The sequence below is a fragment of the Spiroplasma endosymbiont of Seladonia tumulorum genome (assembly GCF_964020235.1).
Taxonomy (GTDB): domain Bacteria; phylum Bacillota_I; class Bacilli_A; order Mycoplasmatales; family Mycoplasmataceae; genus Spiroplasma.
The window spans coordinates 1932125-1957802 of sequence record NZ_OZ026545.1 but is presented as its reverse complement, the minus strand read 5'-3'; the positions used below and the strand labels follow the sequence as shown (position 1 = coordinate 1957802).

Below are 25678 nucleotides of genomic sequence, written 5' to 3'. Positions count from 1 at the left end.
ATCATAATAACTTGTAATTAATGTAAGTAATTTACTAACAAAATTAATTAATTTACTATTTTTTTAATATATTCTGGAATATTATCTAGTTCTATAACTCCTAATTTATTTGCAATTACTAGAGTGCACCCATTTTAGTAAGTACTAATAAAAAGTATTTACTTTTTTTAATTATATCTTTTTCTTTACGATTTGAATATCATGTATTTCATTTTATAACATCTTGTATATATTCTTCATGTGAATTATATATTTTATTATGGATTGTAGCTTTCTTAAGTAATGAATGAAAACTTTCTATAACAATATTATCTGCACAGTGGTAATTTTTTCCCATTGAAATTGTAATACCGTTAGATAAACATTTATCGTGATAAATAGTGGATGTATATTGATATCCGTGATCTGAGTGAATTATTATTCCATTCAGATCTTTTTTTATTAATTTTATTTTATTAATTGCATCATTTAAATTATCCATTACTAATTTATTGTCATTATATTTAGATCACTTTACATCAACTATTTCTTTAGTATATCCATCAATAATTGTTGATTGATAATATCTTTCTCCTTTTCAAATTAAATATGTTACATCAGTATATAGTACTGAAAACCTTGTTTTTATATCATTGAATTTACGATTAATTAAATCAAGATATTGCAATAAGCTTTTTTCTTTATTCTGTTTATATTTCATTTTTCTTCTCATTTTTCTTACATATTCAGATTGTATTTGATTATCACGCATAATTCTTAAAACTTTTTTTGAATTATATTTTATACCATAATCTTCCTTTAAATATTTAGTAATTCTTCGATAACCAAATTGTTTTAAATTTTCTTCATAGACTTTTACAATATCATTTATTGCTTTTTTATCTTTTTTGCTACTGTCATAATTTTTATATTTATCTCAATAACTACGTTTTAACCCTGTTACTTCTAGTAATAATTTTATTGAATATTCACAAAAATTTTGTTTAATAAAAGAGACAATTCTTAGTTTGCTTAATTGTAAAAGTCATGGAGCTTTTTTAATAATTCATACCTTGTTTTATAATATTCTAAATTTCTTTTGGCAAAAGAAATTTTAGGTCCTTTAGGATTGTTTAATTTTCCTTTTTTATGATTTGCTCATCAAGATTCTACTGTATTTGCATTTATATTATATTGTTTTGCTACTATTCAACAACTTTTTTGTTTAATTTCCTCAATGATTTTTGTTCTAAATTCTGATGTATATTTGTTATATTTTTGTCCTTTTTTTGCCATATAAAAATGCACCCCCTATAAAAATTTAGCAAAATCTTTTTTTATTTTACTTACTTTTTGGGGTGCACTCTATACCAGGTCTTTTTTTAGTTGATTTTGTTTTATCAAAACCAGTATGAACAGTTGAAAATATACTATGTTTTTTTATTTTTTCTTTTCCTTTTTTCTTTTCATTTCACATTTTTAAATAAGTTCCATCAATTTGAATATATAAAGTATGAGGTATCTTTATTTTTTTATCAGTTTTATTAAGGTAATATTCTTTATCAGTTTTTGCATTTTTCATAATATTTGAAATTGTTTTTATACAAATTTTTACATGTTCCATAGTATCTAAAATATCTTGATATGTTTTTTTATTACCAATAAATGATAATATTTTTTCTTTAACAGTATTATCTATTCTTTGTCATTTTTCAATGCCTAAAAGTTTATCCAAAGGAAAAATATATTCTTTTTTACCTGTTTCTGGATTAATTTTATAATATTTTCTTCTTTTAAAAGTTACTTTTCCATTTAAAATAGTTAATGTTCTTGGTTTTATTTCTTTTACTTTATAATCTTTAAATTCTTTTAAAGTTTCATCAATTTTATAATTTTTAAAAATTCATTCATCAGAATTTTCTAAATTTTGTTGAATAATTTCAATACTTTGTTTATCTAATAAAATATTAAAGTTGTTAAAAAAGTTTTCATCAATATTTATCATTTTTTACCCTCTTTCTTAATTTCACACATTAACATAAAAATAATAAAAATGCAAAAAAGATAGCACTTTTTATTTAGTATGTTATAATTTAAGTGTTAATTATTAGCAAATTAATTTAACTGAAAAAAGTAAATTACTTTACTTTTTTTATTTTGATGTAAAATATAAATAATAAAAAAGAACTTGTGAGAGTTCTTTTGTATATTTAACAGGACTTTTTTACTCTTTTATTTAATCATATTTATTAAATAATAGCAATTTTAATATGCAAAAAGGAGTAAAAAATGAAAGAATTAGAGTGCACCCCAAAAAGTAAGTAAAATAAAAAAAGATTTTGCTAAATTTTTATAGGGGGTGCATTTTTATATGGCAAAAAAAGGACAAAAATATAACAAATATACATCAGAATTTAGAACAAAAATCATTGAGGAAATTAAACAAAAAAGTTGTTGAATAGTAGCAAAACAATATAATATAAATGCAAATACAGTAGAATCTTGATGAGCAAATCATAAAAAAGGAAAATTAAACAATCCTAAAGGACCTAAAATTTCTTTTGGCAAAAGAAATTTAGAATATTATAAAACAAGGTATGAATTATTAAAAAAGCTCCATGACTTTTACAATTAAGCAAACTAAGAATTGTCTCTTTTATTAAACAAAATTTTTGTGAATATTCAATAAAATTATTACTAGAAGTAACAGGGTTAAAACGTAGTTATTGAGATAAATATAAAAATTATGACAGTAGCAAAAAAGATAAAAAAGCAATAAATGATATTGTAAAAGTCTATGAAGAAAATTTAAAACAATTTGGTTATCGAAGAATTACTAAATATTTAAAGGAAGATTATGGTATAAAATATAATTCAAAAAAAGTTTTAAGAATTATGCGTGATAATCAAATACAACCTGAATATGTAAGAAAAATGAGAAGAAAAATGAAATATAAACAGAATAAAGAAAAAAGCTTATTGCAATATCCTGATTTAATTAATCGTAAATTCAATGATATAAAAACAAGGTTTTCAGTACTATATACTGATGTAACATATTTAATTTGAAAAGGAGAAAGATATTATCAATCAACAATTATTGATGGATATACTAAAGAAATAGTTGATGTAAAGTGATCTAAATATAATGACAATAAATTAGTAATGGATAATTTAAATGATGCAATTAATAAAATAAAATTAATAAAAAAAGATCTGAATGGAATAATAATTCACTCAGATCACGGATATCAATATACATCCACTATTTATCACGATAAATGTTTATCTAACGGTATTACAATTTCAATGGGAAAAAATTACCACTGTGCAGATAATATTGTTATAGAAAGTTTTCATTCATTACTTAAGAAAGCTACAATCCATAATAAAATATATAATTCACATGAAGAATATATACAAGATGTTATAAAATGAAATACATGATATTCAAATCGTAAAGAAAAAGATATAATTAAAAAAATAGTAAATACTTTTTTATTAGTACTTACTAAAATGGGTGCACTCTAAATTTAATCCAAAAACAGCAAGTTTGGCAACTTTTTATCGTAAAATAGAGCAATTTTGAGAAAATAAATCACCTAATAAACCCTATACTTTGAATGATTTAACCAATGAATTCAACCTTTCTCGTAAGTGAAGATATGATACTTATGCGAGCGAAAAGATAGTTCCTTTGCTTGAAAAACAAGTTAATAAAATTGAAAGTGAAATAATTAACTTTATGATGAAATCACCAGATGGTGCTAAATTATATTGACAACGAGCATTTAATTATAAATATTCACTACAAGAAAAACAGTTAGAACAAGAATTAAACTTAAATAATCAACAACCAATAATAGTTAATTTACAAACGGATATTAGAGATATTAAAAAAGAAAGTGATAATAATGCTTAATCATTTTACTTATTTGTTAGAAACTCCTTATTGGTTATTACAAAATAGTAGTATTGGTAATAAATATCTATTTGCTAAAAAATATGAGTTAGTTAATGAAATTAATCAAATTGGGGCACGATATAGTGGTAAGACTATTTCAAATATAAAAATGTTTGGTGAATTATTAAAAATTAGTTTATTAATTAAAGAACCAATTTGTATTATTGCTAGTATGTATTGGAGTAAAGATTTAAAAGATAGTGTATTTCAAAATATATGAAATATGTTAGATGAAAATCATATTCCTTATACTATTAATTTATCAAATTTTACTTTTACTTTATCAAATGGTAGCAAAATATATTGTAAAGGTTTACATTCACCAAGTCGAAAAGAAAAATTAAAAGCCTTTGCTGATTTAAATAAATATAAATTAGTTATTGATTGAAGAGAAGAATGTGATCAATTTCAACAAAAAGATTTAAGTGATTTAGAATTTGCTATTCGTGGTTATCAAAATAAAATAACAATTAATACATGTAATCCTGAAAGTTTAAAAAGATATATTGTTGGTTATTGTAATGAATTAATGCTTTTTGATGAAAAAATAATGCGTAGTAAATATGAGCAAATTAAGTATATTGAAAAATGAAATATGAAAATTATTATTCATTATTCTAGTTGAAGATTAAATTATGAATTACCACAAGATAAAGTTAATGAACAATTAAGATTAGAACAGTTAGATATTGAAAGAGCAAGAGTATGGAGTTGAGGTTTACCAGGCAATACTAGTGGGTCAATATTTGCAAGATATATTGATATTATGCAAGCAACAGATATTATTCAACCAACTAAATTATTAGGTGGAGTTGATTTAGCAAACTCTACTAGTCCTAAGGGACATACAACAGCAGCGAGTTTTTGAATATATAATTCATTTGATAAAAAAGCATATAAAGTAGCAGAATATACACACTCAAATGCTACACAACAATTTAAAGGACCATTAGAACAAGTAAAAGATATTTTAGAGTTTTACAACAATCAATTAAATCAATATTTTAATTTAATACAGCAAGGTATATCAATCAATGTTGATGATAGTGCTTATGCAACATTAGAAAGTTTAAACCGAGAAAAATATAATTATTCTTTTGGTCAATATATGCATTTTAAACCAGCACAAAAGCAGAAATTTAAAATAAAGCATCGTATTGAAGCATTCACAATGTTAATAAATACTAATCAATTAAAATGATTATGAGAAAAATGTCCTGTAAGTAAAACTCAATATGAATTAATTCAATGAGAAGATAAACCAGATGCCAGAGAAGAACGAATGTTGGACTTATACGATGATACATTTGATAGTGATTTTTATGCTTTACACTTTGAATTAGTACCAATGGTTAAACATAATAGTTCAGCAGATTATAAATTATGACAACAAAGGGAGTGATTAACTTAATGAAAAAAGATATTTATGTAATACATGATGAGCGTGTAATAAATGCAAAAAGACCTTATATGTCTGTTTGTGGACAAGTTAAAAAAAGACTTTGTCAAGAATTAAAAAAAGATAATATCGCAATATGTAAATTAAATTTATATAACGAATATATTAAAAGATATCAAAAAGTTAAAGTATGTGTTCAAGTTTTATCAAATGAACCAAATTTATTAACTGTAAATATAATTAATTATGCACTTATTTTAAAATTAAAGGAGCAAAATAACAATGAATAATACTTTCCCTAGTTTACCAAACTTAAATGATATTAATAGTGTTTTAAAATTTTATAATTATGATTGAACTATTAATTTAGCAAATATTATCGCTCGTCATCAAATGCGATTAATAAATGGTAAAGATATTTTATTTAAGTCGCATCGTAAAGATATTTTAGAAAAATTAAATTGATGATATGAAACTTATAAAATAAAAGAAAAATTAGATAAAAATGAATTAACAGCAAGTTTAATGGGTAAAACTATCTTTGGTTTATTAGAAACTAGTGATGGAAATATTGATTTATGAATTAACCCTTTTAACTTTACATCACGCGTAAGTAAAATAAATGAAATTGAACAAGGTGCTGATATTTGATTAAATTATCATCAATCAGATAGTGAATTTATTTTAAATTTAATTTGTACCAAAGATAAAATAGTTATTAAAGGTTGACCTAAAAATAATGAAGTAGTTGTTGGACAAAGTAAAACACAAATTAAAGATGATGTTAAACCTATTTTAATACAAGAATTTAAAAATAAATTAGGTATAGTACCTTTTTGAGAAATGATAAATGAACCTAATCCTTTATTTTTATCAACATCAACCACATTAAATCCATGACCTACTATGTCAAATTGTTATAAATTACAATTTGATTTAGAAGATAGTTTTAATATTAAATCAAAAGAACGATGAGCAAATCGTACACATTGATATGGGGTATTAGATGATGATTTAATGACTGCTTATAACAAAGGCAATAAAAAAGTATTACAAGATGCTTTTGATGATATTTTTATTCAATCAGGTCAATCGGCGGTTGATGGTCAATTATCTCAATCTTTACAAGTAGTACAAGGTACACCAACCTTAGAAACATATACTGAAGACCAAAAATCTATTATTGAACAAGTATATTTAGCATGTCATTTTTCTAGTCCTTTTGGTGATAAATCAGATAATGATCAAAATAAAACACAGTCATTATTAACTAAAACAAAAGACTTAGAAAAACAAGCATATTTACAGACATATCGTAAACAATATTATACCAAGATGTTTGATACTGTTTTAAAATATTATGGTTTATGAGATGGTACTGGTGAACGTCCTTATGGATTTGATTTTATTAGTGCTAGTTTAGTTGACCAAATGCGACAAAATGAATTAATTACTGCTAGATTAGAAAATGGCACAATGGAGCCAATAAGAGCAATAACTGAATATGATAATATTGATGAATTAGAAGCAACCAAATATTTTGAAAAAGTAGAAAAATGACAAGATAAAATGCAAAATAAAGAAATCGAACATAATAATAAATTACTAGAATATGATGAAACTGGTAATAACCAAAATGCCTTACAAGGTAGAACAGAAATTAAGGAGAATTAACAAATGCAAAAAATTAGTCCAGCAGCTATGCAATGATTAAGAACAGGAGCAGGTGCTACTGCAATAGATATAAGAGAAAGTATAAAAGAACATAGACATTGAATGGTATTTCCTTTTAATGTTTATAGTTCATATATTCCTGATACTGAAACAGGTTGAAAACCTAATAATGCTAAACCAAGTGATTATGGTAGTTATTCAAGAATATTTGATAATATGGAAAGTACGATTGCTCAATGACAAGGCAGTTTAAAAATAGTTCAAAAATATAAAGGTGAAGAAATTAATATATTAACAATTGATGATTTTAAAAATCAACCTATTAATTCCACTATATGAGCCAATAATAAAACACCTTTTGCTATAAAATTAAAAGATGAAAATAATAATGTTTATTGAAAATTAATTGATGGTGAAAACATTTATGATATTAATAGAATGTTAGAATACTTAAATCAATATAAATTAAGTTATTTTATTAATAATGATAATAAAGCTGATAACTTTTATACAAAAGAGGTTAAAGTTGGTAAATATTGAGATGCTTATATGGTTGATGATGTAAGTTCTATTAAATTTGGTGATGCTAAATTTGAACAAGTATTTACTCAACAATCAACAGAACGACAATATACTTTATTAATTTTAGATGAAGATATTACTAAATTAAATATTAATGATTATTATAATTTTTATACTGTATTTAATGACCGTGGTTTAAATATTGGTGGTGGTAATATTAATTCTGCACCCCAAGATAGACAATGATTATATCCATCAAATGTTATTAATTATTATTCCGTAGAAGATGGTGATTTCTTATGACAAGAAATTACTTTTTCAAGTATTAATGACAAAATTAGTAATAGTGGTTTATCAGTACGACAATTTATTCAAACAAGTGCCCCAGGTGAAGGTTATTGTTTTCCAAAAATAACTTATGATGAAAAACTAAATAAAGGTATTGTTGAATTAGATGAGATTTTATTAAAAGACCCAGGTGTTAGAGCAATGGCAGTTAAATTTTATGGTAATCCTATCTTTTTTGATATGCCTGTTATTGGGCGACCAATTATTAAAGGTGAATTTAATAAAAAAGTAATGAATTCAAGAGATTTATTAATGTATAACATGTTTCCTGCACCACCTGATAAAATAAATACTTATGCTTCACCCGAAGTAAGTTGATATAACATTCAAGGTATTCAACCAACAATGATAACGGGTTATGAAGATTGAAAAAAAGATATGGAAAGTAGATACGACTTTTGAAAACAGAAAAATAGTGAGGGCATTGTTATAACTGACCCCACTACCACATCATCATCCAATTCTACTGTTGGTCGAAATATTTATAAAGAAGATAAAGATTCTAAATTTTACTGGTCTAAAGATTGAAAAATAACACCCCCAGCAAAAATAAAAACAAATGGCGGCACAGTTAATAATATAATTAGTACCCAAGCATCATCATATTTTAAAAGAAAAGATGAATTTGGCAATACCGTAGGACAAGTTCAAATTGAATATAATAAAATGGGTGCATGTAATGTTTGAGATATTTTAAATATGAATAATTTTATTAATCGTCAAATTACCATATTACCTTTAAACTATACGCAAAAACTAGTATTTAATCCTTTTACAATTCCTGTTCTTGGTAAATTTTTAAATCAAATTAGTTTTGGTATTCCTTGGGGTTGAGTAATTAACCAAGATGAAAAAACTTGACCTAATTTTCAATGACTTAATGGTTTTATGAGTGCTAATGTTTATAGTTTTTATAATGATGCATTTTGAGGTGATAATGCAAAAGGTAAAGGTTATTTACCATTTGAAATATTTAGAGAACAAGGAAATGATAAAGTTGGTGCTATATTTGGAGCAAATGCTACTAGTTTAGGGTTTACAACTTTATTAACTGATAAAATACAAGGTAATGTTTTAGAAAAAGATGGTAAACCAACAGAACGAATAACTTATTCAACTTATAATTTAAAACAATTAAACCCTAAAACTAATCGTATATATTTAATTAATGAATTAGTAAGAGCAGTTGATGCACAAACACCAGTTAGTGATAGTGAAAAAGATAATGATTGCGAATTCTTACAAACACCTGATGGGACAAATTGTAGTTATATAATTGATATGTTTTCAATACAAGCATTATATAAAGGTAATTTTGAAATTATCTTTTATGCTGATAACCCATATACTAACAATGAAGAAGATTATTTAAAATTATCAGTATGAAGTTTTCGTGGTAAAACAAAAAGTGTATTAAACAACTATTTACGAGATATGACAACTAATTATAAAACAAGTTTTCTATTACCACATGATTATGAAATACCAACCTTTAATTACCCGCAATATGTTCTCCCACCAGTACCATATAACTATAAACCTTATACCAAAGATATATGAGATGCTGATACAATTTACCCATTAAAAACTAAAATTACTGCACCATCACAGTGTAAAAATATAATTGAATATCCAGCAACTTTATTTTCTAATAAATTTAATGCTGGTTATTATGAAACTGAAATTGATTTAAAATTAATTGACTCCACAATTCAAAGTATTGATAAATTTATTAGTTCATATAAAACAATAGAAATAAGCAATCTAGATAATTTACAAGTTGAATGTGTACCACCAAATATAGAAAATTTTATTCCTGATAGAAATGTTAATTTATCAGAGGGTAAAAATTGTGAATTTAATATAGGTTCATTATCTAATGTGACTTTGAAAGAAAGTGGTCGTTCACAAACTGATAAAGTTAATTTTGATAATACAATAACTTTATATACTGATAATATAAATAATGAAATTAAAACATTTGCTACTGCTTTTACTAATGGTTTGCCTATTGGAAATTATCAAAGTAATTATAAAATTAATAATAAAGAAGCAAATATTATATTTTTACTTCAAATAACATCATTATCTAATAAAGTTAATGATAAAATTAAAGAAATTTATTTACAAGCATATTATACTAATGATGTAAAATTAAAAATTGGATTTTCAAAAACATTTCTTGCAATATTATCAGGTAAAGGATTAGAACCTTCAAAATGGACACATCTTAGCAATGATAAAAACATAACAATAGATGTTAATAATCCGAATGTTTTAGGAATTAGAAATAAAGGCGATAGTCCAGTTAAAATTACAATTAAACCAAGATAAAAATAAAAAGAGATGTAAATAGAGTGCACCCATTTTAGTAAGTACTAATAAAAAAGTATTTACTTTTTTTAATTATATCTTTTTCTTTACGATTTGAATATCATGTATTTCATTTTATAACATCTTGTATATATTCTTCATGTGAATTATATATTTTATTATGGATTGTAGCTTTCTTAAGTAATGAATGAAAACTTTCTATAACAATATTATCTGCACAGTGGTAATTTTTTCCCATTGAAATTGTAATACCGTTAGATAAACATTTATCGTGATAAATAGTGGATGTATATTGATATCCGTGATCTGAGTGAATTATTATTCCATTCAGATCTTTTTTTATTAATTTTATTTTATTAATTGCATCATTTAAATTATCCATTACTAATTTATTGTCATTATATTTAGATCACTTTACATCAACTATTTCTTTAGTATATCCATCAATAATTGTTGATTGATAATATCTTTCTCCTTTTCAAATTAAATATGTTACATCAGTATATAGTACTGAAAACCTTGTTTTTATATCATTGAATTTACGATTAATTAAATCAGGATATTGCAATAAGCTTTTTTCTTTATTCTGTTTATATTTCATTTTTCTTCTCATTTTTCTTACATATTCAGGTTGTATTTGATTATCACGCATAATTCTTAAAACTTTTTTTGAATTATATTTTATACCATAATCTTCCTTTAAATATTTAGTAATTCTTCGATAACCAAATTGTTTTAAATTTTCTTTATAGACTTTTACAATATCATTTATTGCTTTTTTATCTTTTTTGCTACTGTCATAATTTTTATATTTATCTCAATAACTACGTTTTAACCCTGTTACTTCTAGTAATAATTTTATTGAATATTTACAAAAATTTTGTTTAATAAAAGAGACAATTCTTAGTTTGCTTAATTGTAAAAGTCATGGAGCTTTTTTAATAATTCATACCTTGTTTTATAATATTCTAAATTTCTTTTGCCAAAAGAAATTTTAGGTCCTTTAGGATTGTTTAATTTTCCTTTTTTATGATTTGCTCATCAAGATTCTACTGTATTTGCATTTATATTATATTGTTTTGCTACTATTCAACAACTTTTTTGTTTAATTTCCTCAATGATTTTTGTTCTAAATTCTGATGTATATTTGTTATATTTTTGTCCTTTTTTTGCCATATAAAAATGCACCCCCTATAAAAATTTAGCAAAATCTTTTTTTATTTTACTTACTTTTTGGGGTGCACTCTAAAAATCTCTTTTTTATTCTTCTTTAACTTTTACATTACCATCATTATCAGCAATTAAGTCAGGTAATTTTTGTTCTTCGCCATTTCAACGATAAACTGATTTAATATAGTCTTCATAATATTTTCCTTTTCCTCATATATATTCTGTTGAAGAATCTAATAAATTACCAGTTGCTAATAAAATTTCATTATTAGTAGCAAAAATAAAACCAACAGGTCTTTCACCTCAATCTATTTTTAAACCGCTGCCTTTTTTACCATCGTTTTTTAATTTAAATACTTTTCATGCATTATTTAAACTATTTCTACAAACAATATAAAAATACTTATTGTTTACTTCTTTGAATGGTTTTTCTTGTGGTGTTATTCATTCTAGGTTATCTCTGATTTCTTGGTTTTTAGTATCTATTTTTTTCTTTTCTTTAAGTTCTTTTAATTTTTCTGGTGAATATTCTTGTAGTGTATTACAAGCCACTAAACTTGTTGTACTTGTTCCTATTAAAGTGATTGTGCCTAAAATAGTTAATATTTTTTTCATGTATTTATATCCTTTCTATTTTTTAAACAAAAAGGAATAAATTTAAATTTATTCCAAATAATAATTTATTGGTTTTATTTAAAACTAATTCCCTTTATTATTAATTGAGTCTTTGCCCTACTGTGATCAGTTGATATAGCAGAAGAATCAACTTTAACGTAAGCTACTGCTTTTAAAACAAAAGTATTATCATCTTTTCAATATGTTTCTAATCACGCAGCAGAAGCATCATAATTTCCATATCATTGTTGCTCTTCATATCAAAAGTTTTCTTTATTAGAATCTGAAGGTATACTAAATGATTTAGTTTCATCTTTAAAATATTTTTCTACTCATTGAGGTCTAGATGTAATTGCATCACCACTAAATATAATATTTATTTTATTAAAACTTTTTATAAATTCTTCTTTTCCAAATGTAAGTTTATAATTAAATTCATGCTCTGAGGTTTTGGTTTCTGGACCACTATAGCTGCTTAATGATATGTATTCACTTTCTCAATTAGCACCGTTTAATTGTATTACAGAAGTAAAACTAACTATAACTGAACTAAAATATTTTGAAGAATTTTCTTTAGCTTTAATATTGGCATTTTTATAAGTTCAATCTTGTATATCTATTTCACTAATATCTAAATCAGAATTTTTTTCTTTTAAAACTTTTAATATTTCATTTTTATCTGGATTTACAATAGTATTTAGATTTTTATTTGTAATAACATCATTTAAGTCTTTTATATTATTTAAATTAGATACTGTAACTTTTGCAGATAATACTCCAATATATTTTGAGCTATCTAATGATAAAAATTTAGAATCATAAGTTGATGATTCTCCTAATTTTGGAATTTCAAAATTTATACCAGATATTTTTCATTTTTCTATTTCTGTCAATATTGATATTATAACTTCATAAATTGTACTATCATTATTTGATGCTATTGCAATTAAAATAGCTTCTTTAATATCATCTTCGGTTGGTGCTGGATTTTTATTATATAAATAATTAAGATCAATACTTAAATTTTTTACTTTTAGGTTATTTAAATTTATAACATCATTAGTATAAGCTGTTATTACATATGGTTTATTTGCAACAATTGTTGGTACAGCAGTTCCACTAATTGTTAGTACACTTAATAAACTTAACAATTTTTTCATTACTTGTATTTCTCCTTTTCTAAATCTCGAAACTTTTTATCAAGATTTATCCTCATTATATATATATATATATATATACACAAGCAAAATTAGAAATTATTTTAATAATTTATCTTGTTAAATACACATTATTACGCGTTTTAAGGGCTAAATTAGCAATGAAATATATTAAGTTTATATAAATATATAAAAGTATTTTATTGGTAAAATAGTATTATATTATTATTTCAATTAAATAAAAAAGAGAATGACCCGACATCATTCTTACTGACTATTATATATTAATAAATAATTATTTCAATTTCATTATAACATTTTTATATTATTTGTTTAGTATTTGTATACAAAATATATTGTAATTGTTAACTATTGATATATAATTAAATTATGTTTTAATCTTTTTATATTAAAAAAGAGTTTATTAGAGTGCACCCATTTTAGTAAGTACTAATAAAAAGTATTTACTTTTTTTTAATTATATCTTTTTCTTTACGATTTGAATATCATGTATTTCATTTTATAACATCTTGTATATATTCTTCATGTGAATTATATATTTTATTATGGATTGTAGCTTTCTTAAGTAATGAATGAAAACTTTCTATAACAATATTATCTGCACAGTGGTAATTTTTTCCCATTGAAATTGTAATACCGTTAGATAAACATTTATCGTGATAAATAGTGGATGTATATTGATATCCGTGATCTGAGTGAATTATTATTCCATTCAGATCTTTTTTTATTAATTTTATTTTATTAATTGCATCATTTAAATTATCCATTACTAATTTATTGTCATTATATTTAGATCACTTTACATCAACTATTTCTTTAGTATATCCATCAATAATTGTTGATTGATAATATCTTTCTCCTTTTCAAATTAAATATGTTACATCAGTATATAGTACTGAAAACCTTGTTTTTATATCATTGAATTTACGATTAATTAAATCAGGATATTGCAATAAGCTTTTTTCTTTATTCTGTTTATATTTCATTTTTCTTCTCATTTTTCTTACATATTCAGATTGTATTTGATTATCACGCATAATTCTTAAAACTTTTTTTGAATTATATTTTATACCATAATCTTCCTTTAAATATTTAGTAATTCTTCGATAACCAAATTGTTTTAAATTTTCTTCATAGACTTTTACAATATCATTTATTGCTTTTTTATCTTTTTTGCTACTGTCATAATTTTTATATTTATCTCAATAACTACGTTTTAACCCTGTTACTTCTAGTAATAATTTTATTGAATATTCACAAAAATTTTGTTTAATAAAAGAGACAATTCTTAGTTTGCTTAATTGTAAAAGTCATGGAGCTTTTTTAATAATTCATACCTTGTTTTATAATATTCTAAATTTCTTTTGCCAAAAGAAATTTTAGGTCCTTTAGGATTGTTTAATTTTCCTTTTTTATGATTTGCTCATCAAGATTCTACTGTATTTGCATTTATATTATATTGTTTTGCTACTATTCAACAACTTTTTTGTTTAATTTCCTCAATGATTTTTGTTCTAAATTCTGATGTATATTTGTTATATTTTTGTCCTTTTTTTGCCATATAAAAATGCACCCCCTATAAAAATTTAGCAAAATCTTTTTTTATTTTACTTACTTTTTTGGGGTGCACTCTATATGCTGACTTGTTAATCGGACAAGAATAAAAAAAGAGAGGTTTATAAAATGGCACTTACAAAAGAACAATTAATCGAACAAGGTTTAAGTGAAGAGATTGCAGAAAATATCTTAAATCAGTTTAATAATGAAGCAAAGCAAATTAGAGAAAGTGTGCAAAAACGCGAAGATGTTATATAAAAAGAAGACTTTATTAAATTATCTAATGAATTAGATGAATTAAAAGCATTTAAAAATGTTCCATCTACTAAAATTGAAGATATTAAAACTAATTTAAATAAAGTTAGTGGTAGTTCTTTATCTGAAAAAATGCAAACTTTAAAAGAATTAAAACCTGATTTGTTTGTTGAAGAACAACCATCAGTTTCACCAACTAATTTTATTAAAGATATGATTGAAAAGTCTAGTGAAAATAAGAATGATGAAATTGAAAATATTAAAGAAAAAGGAGCATATACTCCTGATGAAATTAAAAAAATAACTGATTATACACTTAAAAAACTTAGATAATAAGGAGTGAAAATTATGGCAACAATTAATTTGCCACAAGTACCTTTTATATTACAAGGTAATACAACAGGACAAAAAGCCTATGTTGATATGGTTAATGCTTTATTGCGTGGACCTTTATATAGTGAATATGCAAGTATTATGCAGTATGCTACTGCAACTGCAGAACAAGTTGCTTGATTACCAAATGCAGGACAAGCACTATATAATTTAACTCATCGTGTAGTATGACAAGATGATTATTCATTACCAAATGGTGGGACAACTCAAACAATGGGATTAACAAGAATTCCAGTTCCTATTGATAAAAGATTTAATTTAAAATTAATGAATGAGGCTTTTGATTTAGCATTAATAGAACAAAATATTAAAAATGGTGTTATTGCTGATGCTATTTCTAGTGTTGTGCAGAATAAATTTGTTAATTTAGAATGTGAATTAATTCAGGGTATTTATGATTATTGTTTAGCAGATGGTCAATATGAAGTAATTCCATTTCGGAGTTATACAGCTGAAAATGCTGATGATGCAAATAAAGCATTCTTTACATTAAATGAAACTTTGATTGAATTAACAAATCAAATTAGTAATTTATATTTTGGTTTACCAACAGATAAAATGTTTATGGTTTTAGGACGAAGAGCATATTTAGGATTAACACCTGCTTATTTAAAAGTAATTGGTTCACAAGCTCAATTAAAAGCAATGGTTAATGGTGAATTATATGAAAATACTGCAATGGGTATTCCAGTATCAAAAAGCTTTCATTTAGAAAAAACATATACAAAAGGACAAGTTAACCGTGATAAAGGTTATAATTTTACTAATGTAAATGGTTTAATTATTAATAAACAAGTATGAGCATATCCAATTAATATGGATACTATTCAACAAGTTTTAGATAATGATACTGCTAATCCTAAATGAATTGGTAAAGTACAATATGCAACACCAACAATTTTATATCCAAAAACATGTAAAATTATTTTGGAAAAACAACCAAGCCAAGATGAAATTACTGCCGCTAAAAGTAATCTAAATAAAACTTTTAGAGTTCCAGTTGATTATCTAATTTCAGCATCAAAACCAGAATCAAAACCAAATAATCAAGGTTAATATAAAATGAATTTACTAATATTACGCGTTTTAACTTTATTAGTATCTAATTTAGAAAATAAACCTTTAATAAGTAAATTTGTAAATTTAATTAATAGAGTTAATCAAGTTAAAAATAAAATATTAAAGCCAATTAATTATATTAGTGATAAATATAATAAAATTACAAATAAAGTTGAAGATATTTATCAGTGATTAAATCCATTTACTTATTTAGATTTAATTAAAAAAGGTCATAAAAAAGAAATACAACAAATATTAAGTCAATTAGAAAAAGATAATAATAGAGTGCACCCCAAAAAGTAAGTAAAATAAAAAAAGATTTTGCTAAATTTTTATAGGGGGTGCATTTTTATATGGCAAAAAAAGGACAAAAATATAACAAATATACATCAGAATTTAGAACAAAAATCATTGAGGAAATTAAACAAAAAAGTTGTTGAATAGTAGCAAAACAATATAATATAAATGCAAATACAGTAGAATCTTGATGAGCAAATCATAAAAAAGGAAAATTAAACAATCCTAAAGGACCTAAAATTTCTTTTGGCAAAAGAAATTTAGAATATTATAAAACAAGGTATGAATTATTAAAAAAGCTCCATGACTTTTACAATTAAGCAAACTAAGAATTGTCTCTTTTATTAAACAAAATTTTTGTGAATATTCAATAAAATTATTACTAGAAGTAACAGGGTTAAAACGTAGTTATTGAAATAAATATAAAAATTATGACAGTAGCAAAAAAGATAAAAAAGCAATAAATGATATTGTAAAAGTCTATGAAGAAAATTTAAAACAATTTGGTTATCGAAGAATTACTAAATATTTAAAGGAAGATTATGGTATAAAATATAATTCAAAAAAAGTTTTAAGAATTATGCGTGATAATCAAATACAACCTGAATATGTAAGAAAAATGAGAAGAAAAATGAAATATAAACAGAATAAAGAAAAAAGCTTATTGCAATATCCTGATTTAATTAATCGTAAATTCAATGATATAAAAACAAGGTTTTCAGTACTATATACTGATGTAACATATTTAATTTGAAAAGGAGAAAGATATTATCAATCAACAATTATTGATGGATATACTAAAGAAATAGTTGATGTAAAGTGATCTAAATATAATGACAATAAATTAGTAATGGATAATTTAAATGATGCAATTAATAAAATAAAATTAATAAAAAAAGATCTGAATGGAATAATAATTCACTCAGATCACGGATATCAATATACATCCACTATTTATCACGATAAATGTTTATCTAACGGTATTACAATTTCAATGGGAAAAAATTACCACTGTGCAGATAATATTGTTATAGAAAGTTTTCATTCATTACTTAAGAAAGCTACAATCCATAATAAAATATATAATTCACATGAAGAATATATACAAGATGTTATAAAATGAAATACATGATATTCAAATCGTAAAGAAAAAGATATAATTTAAAAAAAGTAAATACTTTTTATTAGTACTTACTAAAATGGGTGCACTCTATAATATTAAAAATAGAGAACAATTTAAAAATGAAAATTATTTAAATACTAATTGACAACCTTTAAATAGTAGTTGGCTTGATAGTGGTATGTTTAATATTACAAATAAGTTAACTTTAACAGGTAATTTAACTATTTTAATATATACAAAAACAGCAAAACATCCGAAATTTTATGGTCCATATGTTTATCCTAGTGTTCCAGTTGAAATTTGAAAATTATTAAGTAATGCTGTATCTAATGCAGGAACTTTATTTTGGCGTTATTGATTAAGAAAATGATTACCTAGTCATTTAAGAAATTATATTAAAAAACGATTACCACAAGCATTAAAAGAAAAATATCCCAAAGGAACTACTAAATTAACATTACCAACAGTTCAAAAATTACAACAAATTAAAAAGTTTATTAATAATTTAAAAATTGGACATTTTAATTTTAATTTTGCTGGTGAAATTAATAATAAAAAATGATATTGTGAACGCCGAAGTGATGTTAAAAATATTAAGAATTTATATAAAACACCAGTTAAAAATATGTTTTACAAAACTAATCAAACTATTAAAACAATTAAGAAAACAAAAACAAAAGTTAATAGTTATAAGCCAAGTAATTTTAAAAAAAAATATCGTAATCAATTAAGAGGTGTTTTATATGGAAAATAATTTAAGTAATTTGTTATTTATAACAGTTGAAGATGTTAAAGAAAGTAAACTTTGACAGCCTATTAATGATAGAAAACAATCTGCTTATAATGATAATTTAATTTATAATGCTATTTTAAAAACTAGTTTATGAATGGATAGATTATCAGGTGGGACAATTTCCAATAAAATAAATAAAAAAGATTTATTTCCATGAGTAAAAAAAGATAATACTGGTTTAATTGAAAATGATAAATGATTAAGTTATATTCAATCTGCTTGTTTATTAGCAGTTATAAATTGATATTTACCAAAAGGAGTTAATGATTTAACTGGTAGTGCTTCATTTTCACAAGGTGGTGTTGCTTATTCACAAACTAATGATCCTGAGGCAAATGAAAATATTACTCGTGATGTTAAAAATGCTTTAAAATTAGCCGGTGAAATAATTGATATTATATCTAGTAAAACAGTATCTAGACCTTATAATTATAGTTTAGATAATTATGCTCATCCATGAGAAGAAGAATATAAACATATTAGTAAAAAAACTTTTTATCCAACATTATTATTTTGATTAAAAGATAGAATTGTTAAAGATAATAGTATTAATATTAGTTATCCTACAAAAAATGATTTTAGTAAAATTGATTATAATGAATATATTAAATTAGTCGTTCCGTTTGATAATGATACTATTTATGAAGAAAATGGTGTTTGAAAAGCAAAACAAAGTAATGAAATTCCATCGGATGTTATTAAAGATAGTTATTTAAATAAAAATTATATTGAAAAAGTTGATGATAAATATATTGTAAAAACATCACAAGATATTAATACTAAACAAGATAAATTAGTAAGCGGTACAAATATTAAAACTATTAATGGTTCTTCATTATTAGGCAGTGGTGATATATCTATTAGTGGTGGCAATGATTGAGAATTAATTAATTATCCAGAAGCAAACGAAAAATTAACATTTAAAATTCCAGATTATGATTTAACAAAATATTACTATAAAATATCAATTTCAATAACAGATTATGCATCTGCTAATAAATTTGTAACACATTATTTTGAAACAATATCACAAAAATCAATTTTTTCATTTTTAGCAGCTAATTCTTATGAAAGCATAATAATTAAGCAAGATGGATCAATTAAAAATGAAACAAATAATATTGTTATTAAAGATTTAACAATTAAAAGAAAATTAATAAATAATAGCGAATTAATGTCAAATGAACCACATTCTATTTATAATCGTGATATGGATATTGATTTACCCAAGTATCAAGAAGAAACATCGGACTCTTATGATATAGTGATAAGAAAAATAAATAGTGCAACAACTATTAATGAATTAAATTTATTTGAAAAACATCCAATATGAAGAATTATTTCAAATAATAGAAATGATATTAAAGAATTATTCAATAAAAAATGATTAGAATTAAATAAAAATGAATAAAAAATTAAATGAGGTAAATAATTATGAAACAAGATAAAACAACTTGATTAAAGGGTGCCTTACCTTGAAATTGATTTAAAAAAGACCCTATTCCGACTTATAATTGAACTCATAAAGATATTAGAGAATGAGAAAGAAAATATAAAATTCGTAGTTGAGTAGTTAGTTTTTATACATTGATATTTTTAGCATTAAATTGTTGATTAGAGTATGGGATGATTAATGGCATTAAAGACCAAATTAATTGGTATAATTATGGACAATATTGAGGTAATGGAATTGCTATTTTGATAACACCTTTATTTACACACGGAATTCAAGGTATATTTGTTGCTAGTAGTAAACCAAAAGTAGATATGAAAATTGATATACCAAGATTAAAAATATCTAAAATGGGATTAGTATTTACAATATTACCTTTAATTACTTTAATAATTTCTTTAATTATTATTTGAATTGATAAATCAAAATGAAAAAAAGACCATTTAAGACATTGTTTTGACTGCCGTATTAATCCGCGTGTCGTTCAACCACGAATAGCTAAACAATGAAATAATTTAGATGGCATAACAGAAGAAAAATTAAAAAATATACAAAATGAAAATATTAAAAAACAAAAACAAGAAGAAAATAAACAAGAATTAAATATAAACAAATAATTAAATTTTATTAAAATAGACTATATTTATAGGGGTGGTTGATATTTTTGGGTGGTTATATAGTTTAATTTATAAATTATTTTGTTCTGAAAGGATGGATGGCCACTGTTTGAGTAAGGATGAGAAAGGAAGTAAAAAAATGTTAAATGATACATTAATGATTGCTTTACTTGTATTAGCGGGTGCTGGTGGAATGGGTAGTCTTGGTATTCTTGGATTATCTGCTAAGAAAATTAAAAAATATAAAGCAGAAATTAGAGAATTAAGAACAGCTGTTATTGCACACGAAAAACATTTACGAGGACCTGAATATGCAACAGAATTAGCACTTAAAACAGGTCAAATTAAAAATGTTAAAAAACAAGTTAAAGTAAACAACAAAAAACAAGAACAAAAAGATGCTATTAGACAACTAACAAATAGTATTTTAAAAAATAACCTTAATTGGTTATTTTTTATTTTTCTTTATTGTGTTTTATATAAAAATTAATAAGATGTTCGATTCGTTGTGAATAAGTATCAAAATTTAATTTATTTCAAACTTTTTCTTCATTTTCATTTAAGTAAACATTTATATTACGAATTTTACAAGAATAATATTTTCTTGTTTTTTGATTGTATGATTGTTTCATAATATATTACCTCTCATAATGAGCAATAATAATTGCATCGCGTAAATGATTACTTATTTTATCATTATTATAAAATCAACCCTTACCATATTGATAAGTTAAATTAGTATCTTTATCAAATTTTCATAAATAACTATCATTATATTTACTTAAATTTTCCATATTTTTAACCACTGATTTAGTATAACGGGGTGATATTCAATTAACATTATTTAATTCGTGTGTATCATATTTAATTACTCCAATTATTTTTAATAAATCATCACGGTCTTTTGAACCATTAGCATTTGTATATAAGCAATTTTCAATGTTTACAAGACAAACACTATTGCAGTGTTTAAATAATATATCTTTAATAAAATCAACTTGTTTTATTCATAAATAATTAGTAAATTCTAATTTTTCCTTTAATTTATTATCTTCATAAACAACAATAGCGGTAGTACCAGTTCCTGATGGGTCAATACCTATTTTTATCATTATCTTAAAAATCTTTCTTTAAATTGATAATAAAAATCTTCGCTTTGTTTTCTAATCAGAACTGGTGATAATTTTTCAACATTTAATTCTTCTTTTAATCAATTTTTACCTTTTGAAATAATATCTTGTTCTATTTTTGTATTTGTAATAAAATTTTTAATATTATTGAAATGCTGTTCACTCATTCAATTTGGATTTGAGTTGTTAATAATTTCTGTTTGTTCTTTTTCTTGTTTAGAATTAATTTTACTTATTTCACTATTATCGGGGTCTAATTCTTCGGTTGGTAAACCTAATAGTTTGCTTAAAACATATTTAACTCCATAAGTTAATGCTGACCCAATACTTTTAGCGGGGTCAGTATTTTTCCCTGTAAAAGGTCAATAAGTTTTAATTTCTTCTGTTTCTTTACATAAAGTTAATTCCATTTCAAAATATGGTATATCATTAATTACTTTTAAAGTATCTTTCACATAACTCCAAATATATGTAATATGATGCTTTTTAAATTCTTTTTTAACTAATTCTAATACTTGTGCTTCACCAAAATAGTTATAAATTGTTCTACCATTCATTTGCATTGTTTGGTTTTTTTCTAAATATAATGATAAATCGTGTTGTATTTCACCAATACTTGCTATTAATGTTTTTTTAGTTTCTTGTGGCATTTTCTCATTCCTCTCTTTCTTGTCATATTAAAATTGCTTCTTTAATTTGTTCTAAATTTTGTTTAGTAATATCAACTTTTTCTTTAATTACTATTTTTAATTTTGGATTTATAATTATCATTAATATTTTTTTATTATCTATACAAAAGTCTTTTTCTAATAAATAATAAAGTTTTAATTGCCAAATATAGCGTTCAATATCTGTTTTCTCATTAGAACTAGTAATTTTTCAATCACATATTATATATTCATTATCAGTTGTTATTCCAATAAAATCAGTTGTCCCACACATTAAAGGACTATAAAGTGTTTTTTCAGTTTCATAATATTTAAATTTAATATCTTTTAAAGTTTCTTGATATAGTTTTGTAAAATTTTTAAATAATTCACGATGTGATTTTATTTCACAATCAATAAATTCAATTAATTCATCATCAAAATTATTTTTTATTCAAACATCAATCATATTATGTAAACATATTCCACGATTTTGTGCTAATTTTAAAATATTCTCATCAATTTGTGAAAAATCTTTTGGCACTAAAATATTAACAATTTTACTTACACTAGGTATTAAAATACTATACTTATGTAATTCATCATTAAAAATATATAAAGGTTTTAAATCTAATCTCATAAAATTGTTTCATCATTACCAATATTTTGATTATCATTATTAAATAATTCTTTTGTCTCAGATGAATTAAATTCTATTTTTTCTTGTGGTTTATCAGATTTTTTTAAATCATTATTTGTATGTAAAAATTTATAATTAGATACTTGAACTATTCATTCAGTTTTATTATCTTTATTTTTAAAAGATTTTAAAACACCAGTAATTGCTATTTGACTACCTTTTTGACAATATTTTTGTAAAGTAATTGCTTGTTTATTTCAAACTTGACAAGGAATAAAATCAGTTTCTTTTTGTTTTGAATATGGGCGAGTAATTGCTAAATTAAAAATAGTATATTCTTTTCCATTACTTGTTTTCTTAATTTCAATATCTTTTGTTGTTATACCAATTCCAATAAATTTATTCATTATTAAATTTCCTCCAAATTCTTTTCCATAATTAAAGTATCAATATATTCATAAGCACTTTCTTCTGAATGACATTCTTCTAATGCTTCATTAAATAAATCTTCTTCGGTATAAACTTTGCCATTTTCATCTTTTCACATATTATTCACATCCTTGTCATTTAATATTTTCATTTTCTAAATCAATAATAGTTGTTAATCATTCTTGTTGATTTTCAACATTAGCAGTAGTTTTTGCTTCTTTTAATGTATAAAAACAGCTCGTTTTAAAATCACTATATTTACTTTTCATTACCAATAAGTATCTTTTATTCATAATTTAATTCCTCCTAATTCTTTTTAGTATTTAATGCTCAATGTTCATCTGCAATATTTTCAAATGATACTGAATAACTTTTAAGCATTAATTCACTTAATTTATTTTCTTGATTGCATTCTTTATGAAAACAATAACCTCAATATCTTTTTTTAATACAAGTTTTATTTAACTTTTTCATATATACCTCCTAAATTATTCCTTTGATTTTTTGGTCAATTTGCAATATTTTTCAACCATCAGAAGCTAAATCTAAAATATCGTTAATTTTGTAATATTGCATATAAGAAGCAATAACATCTCATTTATCTTTAAATAAATTTAAGTACATTTTGGCTCATTCTAAACATTGCAAATCATAATGTTTTTTATGATGTGAAATACGACAATTAATAGGTTGACAATTAACTCAATAAAATGATGTTGTTATTTCATTTCAAGTTTTATTAATATATTTACTTTTATATTCTGTCATTATAATTCCTCCTAGTTTTAACTCGCTGGCACTCACTACCAAGTGAAAGTGCCAAGCGAGAATTAGTTATATAAGTATTTATCTATTTACTTACTACGCCATCCGCCTCACTGGGGGTGAGCGGTGGCGATATGTTAATTGTTTGAATGTTTAATAATCCACAGTTGTTTTTTAATATTGACGCCAGACATATATATGTCTTCCTTTATCCGTGCCCATTTGTGCTTTTGCTCTGGGATTTGACGTTCAGTTTTTAAATTAAAAATTCACTCGCATTTTAAAGGACCAAATGCTATAAAACTCCAACCAACCACACTTTTCGCAAATTTAATTGTAAAGTCACTATCTCTATTTTTATTGTCGTTTGATATTAACCTTGGACTTATCACGACTATCGCTTAGTTCTAATGAACCAGCGCCGATTTACATTTTTCCTCATACACTATTTCAGTACTTGCCTCGGCCGGCGGTGGAATAAAAACACTTAGTTATTTAAAATAACCGTTCCGCTCTGCATTAAGTTGTTTTATAAAATTTAAGTTTTAATAAACCAGTTTCATAATCAAAGATAATTTTTGAATTTTCTAAGCGTTTATAAAACCGCTTTTGTGTTTTATCTTTTACTTTATTCAATAAATCTTTATGTTTTTCACAAGTTCATAAAACTTTATTTGATAAAAATTCTTCGATAATGAATGATATTGCTTTATAGCAATTATCAACATCACATATTGTTTGTTGCTTATTAATTTTCATTACCTACTCCTTCCTTTATTAAGTTTTTTTATTAGCAAATTAATTAACTGAAACAGAGAAAGGACAACACCTTAAAATTGGAGAAAAAACAGGTACACTTTATAAAGATTTCTAAGATATTTAATAAATGTGTAAACAACTTAAAGAGGGTATCAAAAAGTTGTAATAAAAGTTTCTATTTTAAGAATTTAAGATGCTGTCCTTTCTCTGAATCAATTAATAATTTTGGTTTAACAAATAAAAAAACCATTTTAGTAAATGGTTTAATTTATTATTTCTATTCAATTTCTATGTATTTGTTAAAACCCTTCTTTTTTCCATGCGACCAACAATTAAAAGAAAATTAATAAATAATAGCGAATTAATGTCAAATGAACCACATTCTATTTATAATCGTGATATGGATATTGATTTACCAAAAGAAACATCGGATTCTTATGATATATTGATAAGAAAAATAAATAGTGCAACAACTATTAATGAATTAAATTTACTTGAAAAACATCCAATATGAAGAATTATTTTAAATAATAGAAATGATATTAAAAAACTATTCAATAAAAAATAATTAGAATTAA

At 23.5% G+C, this 25678-nt stretch carries 37 protein-coding genes; 18 read left to right on the top strand and 19 right to left on the bottom strand.

The window, feature by feature from the left end; all coding sequences use genetic code 4:
• Nucleotides 1-118: 118 nt before the first annotated feature.
• The 3 genes from AACL22_RS12515 to AACL22_RS12505 all read right to left on the bottom strand — a co-directional run bounded on the left by AACL22_RS12515 (nt 119) and on the right by AACL22_RS12505 (nt 1984).
• Nucleotides 119-871: an IS3 family transposase gene (locus AACL22_RS12515; RefSeq protein WP_338993114.1), complete on the bottom strand. Its 753-nt coding sequence runs from the start codon at nt 869-871 to the stop codon at nt 119-121.
• A gap of 140 nt (nt 872-1011) precedes the next feature.
• The gene (locus AACL22_RS12510) at nt 1012-1275 is read right to left on the bottom strand and encodes a hypothetical protein (RefSeq protein WP_338988774.1); all 264 of its coding nucleotides are present in this window, start codon (nt 1273-1275) and stop codon (nt 1012-1014) included.
• Between the two features lie 46 nt (nt 1276-1321).
• Nucleotides 1322-1984 carry a UPF0236 family transposase-like protein gene (locus AACL22_RS12505; RefSeq protein WP_338992581.1) on the bottom strand — a complete coding sequence of 221 codons (663 nt, stop codon included), beginning with the start codon at nt 1982-1984 and terminating at the stop codon, nt 1322-1324.
• A gap of 366 nt (nt 1985-2350) precedes the next feature.
• Here AACL22_RS12505 and AACL22_RS12500 point away from each other — a divergent pair, with 366 nt between their 5' ends.
• Genes AACL22_RS12500 through AACL22_RS12470 form a run of 7 tightly spaced genes read left to right on the top strand, consistent with a single transcriptional unit; the run spans nt 2351 to nt 10220 of the window.
• Nucleotides 2351-2614: a hypothetical protein gene (locus tag AACL22_RS12500; protein WP_338988671.1), complete on the top strand. Its 264-nt coding sequence runs from the start codon at nt 2351-2353 to the stop codon at nt 2612-2614.
• On the top strand, nt 2581-3510 hold the full coding sequence (locus AACL22_RS12495) for an IS3 family transposase (protein ID WP_338993112.1): 930 nt from the start codon (nt 2581-2583) through the stop codon (nt 3508-3510). Before AACL22_RS12500 ends, AACL22_RS12495 begins: the two co-directional genes overlap by 34 nt.
• Nucleotides 3511-3532: 22 nt before the next feature.
• The gene (locus AACL22_RS12490) at nt 3533-3901 is read left to right on the top strand and encodes a hypothetical protein (RefSeq protein ID WP_338992579.1); all 369 of its coding nucleotides are present in this window, start codon (nt 3533-3535) and stop codon (nt 3899-3901) included.
• Entirely contained in the window at nt 3894-5354 is a 1461-nt protein-coding gene (locus AACL22_RS12485; protein ID WP_338992576.1) for a PBSX family phage terminase large subunit, read from the top strand. Before AACL22_RS12490 ends, AACL22_RS12485 begins: the two co-directional genes overlap by 8 nt.
• Nucleotides 5354-5632 (top strand): hypothetical protein, encoded by a 279-nt coding sequence (locus AACL22_RS12480; protein ID WP_338991181.1) that lies wholly within the window; start codon nt 5354-5356, stop codon nt 5630-5632. The genes AACL22_RS12485 and AACL22_RS12480 overlap by 1 nt, the downstream gene beginning before the upstream one ends.
• Entirely contained in the window at nt 5625-7016 is a 1392-nt protein-coding gene (locus tag AACL22_RS12475; RefSeq protein WP_338992574.1) for a hypothetical protein, read from the top strand. Before AACL22_RS12480 ends, AACL22_RS12475 begins: the two co-directional genes overlap by 8 nt.
• A 3-nt stretch (nt 7017-7019) precedes the next feature.
• Entirely contained in the window at nt 7020-10220 is a 3201-nt protein-coding gene (locus tag AACL22_RS12470) for a hypothetical protein (protein WP_338992572.1), read from the top strand.
• Nucleotides 10221-10254: 34 nt separating this feature from the next.
• Here AACL22_RS12470 and AACL22_RS12465 read toward each other — a convergent pair whose 3' ends face one another.
• The 6 genes from AACL22_RS12465 to AACL22_RS12440 all read right to left on the bottom strand — a co-directional run bounded on the left by AACL22_RS12465 (nt 10255) and on the right by AACL22_RS12440 (nt 14744).
• Nucleotides 10255-10992 carry an IS3 family transposase gene (locus AACL22_RS12465; RefSeq protein ID WP_338993110.1) on the bottom strand — a complete coding sequence of 246 codons (738 nt, stop codon included), beginning with the start codon at nt 10990-10992 and terminating at the stop codon, nt 10255-10257.
• A gap of 140 nt (nt 10993-11132) precedes the next feature.
• Nucleotides 11133-11396 (bottom strand): hypothetical protein, encoded by a 264-nt coding sequence (locus tag AACL22_RS12460; RefSeq protein WP_338988671.1) that lies wholly within the window; start codon nt 11394-11396, stop codon nt 11133-11135.
• Between the two features lie 84 nt (nt 11397-11480).
• A complete protein-coding gene (locus tag AACL22_RS12455; RefSeq protein ID WP_338992570.1) occupies nt 11481-12005 on the bottom strand; it encodes a lipoprotein in 525 nt (174 codons plus the stop codon).
• A 74-nt stretch (nt 12006-12079) separates the two neighbouring features.
• Nucleotides 12080-13165 carry a hypothetical protein gene (locus AACL22_RS12450; RefSeq protein WP_338992568.1) on the bottom strand — a complete coding sequence of 362 codons (1086 nt, stop codon included), beginning with the start codon at nt 13163-13165 and terminating at the stop codon, nt 12080-12082.
• Nucleotides 13166-13626: 461 nt separating this feature from the next.
• Nucleotides 13627-14340, bottom strand: a complete 714-nt coding sequence (locus tag AACL22_RS12445; RefSeq protein WP_338992935.1) for an IS3 family transposase — start codon at nt 14338-14340, stop codon at nt 13627-13629.
• A gap of 140 nt (nt 14341-14480) precedes the next feature.
• On the bottom strand, nt 14481-14744 hold the full coding sequence (locus AACL22_RS12440; RefSeq protein ID WP_338988671.1) for a hypothetical protein: 264 nt from the start codon (nt 14742-14744) through the stop codon (nt 14481-14483).
• Between the two features lie 122 nt (nt 14745-14866).
• Here AACL22_RS12440 and AACL22_RS12435 point away from each other — a divergent pair, with 122 nt between their 5' ends.
• The 10 genes from AACL22_RS12435 (at nt 14867) to AACL22_RS12390 (ending at nt 21220) form a co-directional block, all read left to right on the top strand.
• Nucleotides 14867-14998 (top strand): hypothetical protein, encoded by a 132-nt coding sequence (locus tag AACL22_RS12435; protein ID WP_338992566.1) that lies wholly within the window; start codon nt 14867-14869, stop codon nt 14996-14998.
• A gap of 129 nt (nt 14999-15127) precedes the next feature.
• Complete coding sequence (locus AACL22_RS12430) at nt 15128-15328, top strand: hypothetical protein (protein ID WP_338992563.1); 201 nt, start codon at nt 15128-15130, stop codon at nt 15326-15328.
• A gap of 15 nt (nt 15329-15343) precedes the next feature.
• On the top strand, nt 15344-16444 hold the full coding sequence (locus tag AACL22_RS12425) for a hypothetical protein (RefSeq protein ID WP_338992560.1): 1101 nt from the start codon (nt 15344-15346) through the stop codon (nt 16442-16444).
• A 6-nt stretch (nt 16445-16450) separates the two neighbouring features.
• Complete coding sequence (locus tag AACL22_RS12420; protein WP_338992557.1) at nt 16451-16750, top strand: hypothetical protein; 300 nt, start codon at nt 16451-16453, stop codon at nt 16748-16750.
• Between the two features lie 50 nt (nt 16751-16800).
• Complete coding sequence (locus tag AACL22_RS12415; protein ID WP_338988671.1) at nt 16801-17064, top strand: hypothetical protein; 264 nt, start codon at nt 16801-16803, stop codon at nt 17062-17064.
• A complete protein-coding gene (locus AACL22_RS12410) occupies nt 17031-17909 on the top strand; it encodes an IS3 family transposase (protein ID WP_338993108.1) in 879 nt (292 codons plus the stop codon). The genes AACL22_RS12415 and AACL22_RS12410 overlap by 34 nt, the downstream gene beginning before the upstream one ends.
• A 34-nt stretch (nt 17910-17943) precedes the next feature.
• Nucleotides 17944-18621, top strand: a complete 678-nt coding sequence (locus tag AACL22_RS12405; protein ID WP_338992555.1) for a hypothetical protein — start codon at nt 17944-17946, stop codon at nt 18619-18621.
• Complete coding sequence (locus AACL22_RS12400) at nt 18611-20071, top strand: hypothetical protein (protein WP_338988714.1); 1461 nt, start codon at nt 18611-18613, stop codon at nt 20069-20071. Before AACL22_RS12405 ends, AACL22_RS12400 begins: the two co-directional genes overlap by 11 nt.
• 23 nt (nt 20072-20094) lie before the next feature.
• On the top strand, nt 20095-20730 hold the full coding sequence (locus AACL22_RS12395; protein ID WP_338988713.1) for a hypothetical protein: 636 nt from the start codon (nt 20095-20097) through the stop codon (nt 20728-20730).
• 94 nt (nt 20731-20824) lie between these two features.
• Nucleotides 20825-21220 (top strand): hypothetical protein, encoded by a 396-nt coding sequence (locus tag AACL22_RS12390; protein ID WP_338992553.1) that lies wholly within the window; start codon nt 20825-20827, stop codon nt 21218-21220.
• Here the strand turns inward: AACL22_RS12390 and AACL22_RS12385 are convergent.
• From AACL22_RS12385 to AACL22_RS12340, 10 genes are all read right to left on the bottom strand, one after another.
• Nucleotides 21186-21362: a hypothetical protein gene (locus AACL22_RS12385; RefSeq protein WP_338988709.1), complete on the bottom strand. Its 177-nt coding sequence runs from the start codon at nt 21360-21362 to the stop codon at nt 21186-21188. The genes AACL22_RS12390 and AACL22_RS12385 overlap by 35 nt on opposite strands.
• A 6-nt stretch (nt 21363-21368) precedes the next feature.
• A complete protein-coding gene (locus AACL22_RS12380) occupies nt 21369-21842 on the bottom strand; it encodes a hypothetical protein (protein ID WP_338988706.1) in 474 nt (157 codons plus the stop codon).
• Nucleotides 21842-22510, bottom strand: coding sequence for an ERF family protein (locus AACL22_RS12375; protein ID WP_338991151.1), 669 nt, complete (start codon nt 22508-22510; stop codon nt 21842-21844). Before AACL22_RS12375 ends, AACL22_RS12380 begins: the two co-directional genes overlap by 1 nt.
• The gene (locus AACL22_RS12370) at nt 22494-23147 is read right to left on the bottom strand and encodes a hypothetical protein (protein ID WP_338991149.1); all 654 of its coding nucleotides are present in this window, start codon (nt 23145-23147) and stop codon (nt 22494-22496) included. The genes AACL22_RS12375 and AACL22_RS12370 overlap by 17 nt, the downstream gene beginning before the upstream one ends.
• The gene (locus AACL22_RS12365; RefSeq protein WP_338992550.1) at nt 23138-23554 is read right to left on the bottom strand and encodes a single-stranded DNA-binding protein; all 417 of its coding nucleotides are present in this window, start codon (nt 23552-23554) and stop codon (nt 23138-23140) included. The genes AACL22_RS12370 and AACL22_RS12365 overlap by 10 nt, the downstream gene beginning before the upstream one ends.
• Before the next feature lie 2 nt (nt 23555-23556).
• A complete protein-coding gene (locus AACL22_RS12360; protein ID WP_338988699.1) occupies nt 23557-23694 on the bottom strand; it encodes a hypothetical protein in 138 nt (45 codons plus the stop codon).
• 1 nt (nt 23695) lies between these two features.
• The gene (locus AACL22_RS12355; protein WP_338992547.1) at nt 23696-23869 is read right to left on the bottom strand and encodes a hypothetical protein; all 174 of its coding nucleotides are present in this window, start codon (nt 23867-23869) and stop codon (nt 23696-23698) included.
• 13 nt (nt 23870-23882) lie between these two features.
• Nucleotides 23883-24050, bottom strand: coding sequence for a hypothetical protein (locus AACL22_RS12350; RefSeq protein WP_338992544.1), 168 nt, complete (start codon nt 24048-24050; stop codon nt 23883-23885).
• Nucleotides 24051-24059: 9 nt separating this feature from the next.
• Nucleotides 24060-24344: a hypothetical protein gene (locus AACL22_RS12345; RefSeq protein WP_338991147.1), complete on the bottom strand. Its 285-nt coding sequence runs from the start codon at nt 24342-24344 to the stop codon at nt 24060-24062.
• A gap of 516 nt (nt 24345-24860) precedes the next feature.
• Nucleotides 24861-25100: a hypothetical protein gene (locus AACL22_RS12340; protein WP_338991075.1), complete on the bottom strand. Its 240-nt coding sequence runs from the start codon at nt 25098-25100 to the stop codon at nt 24861-24863.
• A gap of 319 nt (nt 25101-25419) precedes the next feature.
• On the opposite strand from AACL22_RS12340, the gene AACL22_RS12335 reads away from it, so the two are divergent.
• Nucleotides 25420-25668 (top strand): hypothetical protein, encoded by a 249-nt coding sequence (locus AACL22_RS12335; RefSeq protein WP_338992541.1) that lies wholly within the window; start codon nt 25420-25422, stop codon nt 25666-25668.
• Nucleotides 25669-25678: the final 10 nt, after the last annotated feature.